This window comes from Polaromonas sp. P1_G2, assembly GCF_056405515.1.
Genome location: NZ_JBFUBY010000889.1, coordinates 1 through 521 on the forward strand (window position 1 = coordinate 1; position 521 = coordinate 521).

A 521-nucleotide genomic window follows, 5' to 3' on the forward strand; every position below is an offset into this window, starting at 1 on the left:
CGCAGCAGGGTGTCGGCGCCTATTTCATCGACACGATCCGCTCGACGGCCAAGCGGCTCGACGAATTGAATTCCGCGGCCAAGGAGACGATCGGCCAGCAGCTCATCGATCTTCTCTGCCTGGCGATCCAGGATGATGAGCGGGTGCTGGACAGCAATCTGAGTTCGGTGCGCGCCGCCCATCTGTTCCGCGCGGAGCAGCATATCAGGGCCAATCTCGCCAAGGGCGACCTGCAGCCGCAGGACGTTGCCGATGCCTGCGGCATCTCGCTGCGCTACCTGCAGCGGCTGTTCACCGATAGCGGCCGCTCGATTTATGAATGGATCCGCGAACAGCGGCTGTTGATGTGCGATGAGGAATTGCGCAAGGCCAATACGCCGCATTCGATCTCCGAGATCGCCTATCGCTGGGGTTTTGCCGACCAGTCGCAATTCTCCAAGAACTACCGGATGTATTTCGGCCGCTCGCCCAGCCAGGCGCGATCGGAATACCGGCTTCAGCCGCTCTGTTAGGGCGCTTTG

Annotated in this window: 1 protein-coding gene; it reads left to right on the plus strand. The window is 61.2% G+C overall.

Annotated features, from left to right (window positions below; genetic code table 11):
* Positions 1-512, plus strand: a 512-nt coding sequence (locus AC1D0P_RS28175; RefSeq protein WP_477679746.1) for a helix-turn-helix domain-containing protein, incomplete at its 5' end; no start/stop codon positions are given.
* Between the last annotated feature and the right edge of the window lie 9 nt (positions 513-521).